This window comes from Clostridium sp. UBA6640, from assembly GCF_002455975.1.
GTDB lineage: Bacteria > Bacillota > Clostridia > Clostridiales > Clostridiaceae > Clostridium_J.
Genome location: NZ_DKLM01000133.1, coordinates 1 through 2,517, shown reverse-complemented (window position 1 = coordinate 2,517; position 2,517 = coordinate 1). Strand labels below are relative to the sequence as shown.

The 2,517-nt window shown below is 27.7% G+C and carries 2 protein-coding genes and 1 pseudogene; all 3 read right to left on the bottom strand.

Features of this window, described 5'->3' with window-relative positions; translation table 11 throughout:
- Positions 1-241: 241 nt before the first annotated feature.
- Positions 242-838, bottom strand: a complete 597-nt coding sequence (locus B2W91_RS14610; protein WP_291582265.1) for a nucleotidyltransferase family protein — start codon at positions 836-838, stop codon at positions 242-244.
- Positions 839-873: 35 nt separating this feature from the next.
- Entirely contained in the window at positions 874-1,344 is a 471-nt protein-coding gene (locus B2W91_RS14605; protein ID WP_291582263.1) for a (2Fe-2S)-binding protein, read from the bottom strand.
- A 163-nt stretch (positions 1,345-1,507) separates the two neighbouring features.
- Positions 1,508-2,517, bottom strand: a pseudogene (locus B2W91_RS14600) (RNA-guided endonuclease InsQ/TnpB family protein); the annotation flags it as partial.

Genomic DNA, 2,517 nt, shown 5'->3' with positions numbered 1-2,517 from the left:
TTCATAACTACTTAACAGATTCGATATAATGTAATTTAATTTTCCCTTGTCTTCATATAGAATTCTATTAAAAATTTATTGAAAATTCAATGTTTTGCGACTATTATATTAACTTTCTATGAACTTACCTTTTACTATTTGCAAATCAAATAGATACAATTCCTTTTCCCTATACTATAAGTATATTAATACAAATAAAATTAACTAGTGTGATAGATTGCCCGTTACACTAGTTAATTTTTTAAATTATATCTCTAAAATTTTGATATCTTGTTTGAAAATATAGAAGAATTTTTTGATAATCTTCCATAGTATCTATATCCATTAATATTCCAGGGTCTTCAACATTTATATATTTAAAGCCTTTAATATTAACAAAGTCCCTTAATGTATTATAATGCTTAGATTTTATTAGTTCTTCTATTAGATAACTTTTCATTAATAATGGGTGGCCTTTTCTTCCTTTATGCATTGGAATAACTATGTCTTCATCTAGTTTTACCATGTGTTTATATATTTCTTTATTAATAACTGGATAATCTCCAGGAATTAAAAAAAATTTCTCTTCTTTAATATTCATTAATCCTTTTTTTACTGAACTAAACATTCCATCTAAATAATCAGAATTGTAGATTAGCTCTACTTTAGGATATTTGTTAAGTATGGCCTCTATTTCTTCTATCCTATTACCACCTACTACTGTAATTTTAGAACATATATCATACATTCCATAAATACATCTTTCAATTACAGTCTTTCCACCTATATCTAATATTAACTTATTTGTACCGACTCTCGTTGATAAACCAGCAGCTAAAACTATTCCTTCAATTTTCATATTTAATTATTTCTTATAAATTCCTTTCTATATTCTTAAACTTTACCATTTAAAATTGATTTTATGGCACTTTCAATTTCTTCATATCCTGTACATCTACATAGATTAGATTCAAGCCATTGCTCTATTATAGTATCATCAGCATCAGGATGCATCTTTGAAAGTGAATGGCAAACCATTAAAAATCCGGAAGTGCAATAACCACATTGAAATCCCCAATTTTCAACAAAGGCTTTTTGAATAGGAGCATCTTTTAGTCCTTCAACAGTAAGAATACTCTTTCCCACAGCCTCTACAGTAAGCATTAAACAAGCTTTTATTGGCCAATTATCTACCAGAACAGTACAAGTACCACAATCTCCATTTTCACAACCAGGCTTTACACTAGTAAGACCAAGTTCTCGACGTAAAGTATGTAATAGTATATCCGAAGGTTTAGCAATCACTTGCCTATCTTCTCCATTTATATTCAGTGTTACAACAGTAGTATTTAATATCTCAAGCATTTTTACTAACTCTGCTACTCAAAATATGGACAAAAATACCCATATTGAGATTTTTCCTGTTTCAATGTACTCCATTTTGCCGAAGCTACTTTGGTTTGTATAGCACTCCACAGGCTTAAATTCCCATCTAGCCAACGGTACATATATAAGCATCTATTTAACGTTAGATAATCTTATATTCTCTTGCGTCTCTAAGATTATATGAAGCATTTACATCTCTATCAAAACTATAACCACAATTGCAATTATAAACCCTATCTGAAAGCTTTAAGTCTTTTTTTATGCTTCCACATTTGTTACAAAGTTTAGATGATGGATACCATCTACTTACTTGTCTTATTTCAATATTATTTTGATGTGCTTTTGAAATAAGTTTATTTATTATATAATTTTTGTTCTTTTATTGCTTTTGATAAATGCTTATTCTTCATCATATTTGAAATAGCTAAATCTTCGATAGTTATAAAAACTGGTTTGTTTTTCACTAGTTCTGAAACTATTTTATTATTATAGTTATTTCTAATATTAGATAATCTTTGATGAATTTTTTGTACCTCAACTATCTGTTTTTGGATATTTTGTCTAGTAGCTNNTTTTTAACTTTGCTTGTCTTATTTATATTTTTAAATTTTATTCCATTACTACATATAGCAGTATCTTTAATTCCTAAATCAACACCTATCCCACAAGAATAAGATTTATCGCTTGGTTTTATATCTTCTTCAACTAAGATAGACATATAATATCTATCTGCTTTTTGACTAACTGTTCCACTCTTTACAATAGAGTTAGTTGGTATATAACCATATTCTTTTAATCTCACCCAACCAATCGTTGGTATCTTAACTTTATGTCTTTCTATAGTCCAATCAGTTTTATTGTTTTTAGGAAAATAAGCTTTAACATCTTTATTCTTCTTTTTCTTAAATTTTGGAAAACCACTTTCACCTTTAAAGAATTTTTCGAAAGCTTTTTCCCCATTCATAATGGCTTGTTTAGTGGCTTTAGAAGATACTTCCTTTATCCATTTTTTATCTTGATTTTTAGGGATATATTCATTATTAAGCCATTTTGAGAAAACCATACCACTTACAAATCTTTTTTCTTTTTGATAAATTTCTTTATTATGAGCAAGATAGAAATTATATATAAACCTTGATATGCCTATGGTTT

What these genes read in the sequence shown, in the direction of transcription:
- B2W91_RS14610 (WP_291582265.1), bottom strand. Translation starts at nt 838, where the DNA reads ATGAAAATTGAAGGAATAGTTTTAGCTGCTGGTTTATCAACGAGAGTC.
- B2W91_RS14605 (WP_291582263.1), bottom strand. Translation starts at nt 1,344, where the DNA reads ATGCTTGAGATATTAAATACTACTGTTGTAACACTGAATATAAATGGA.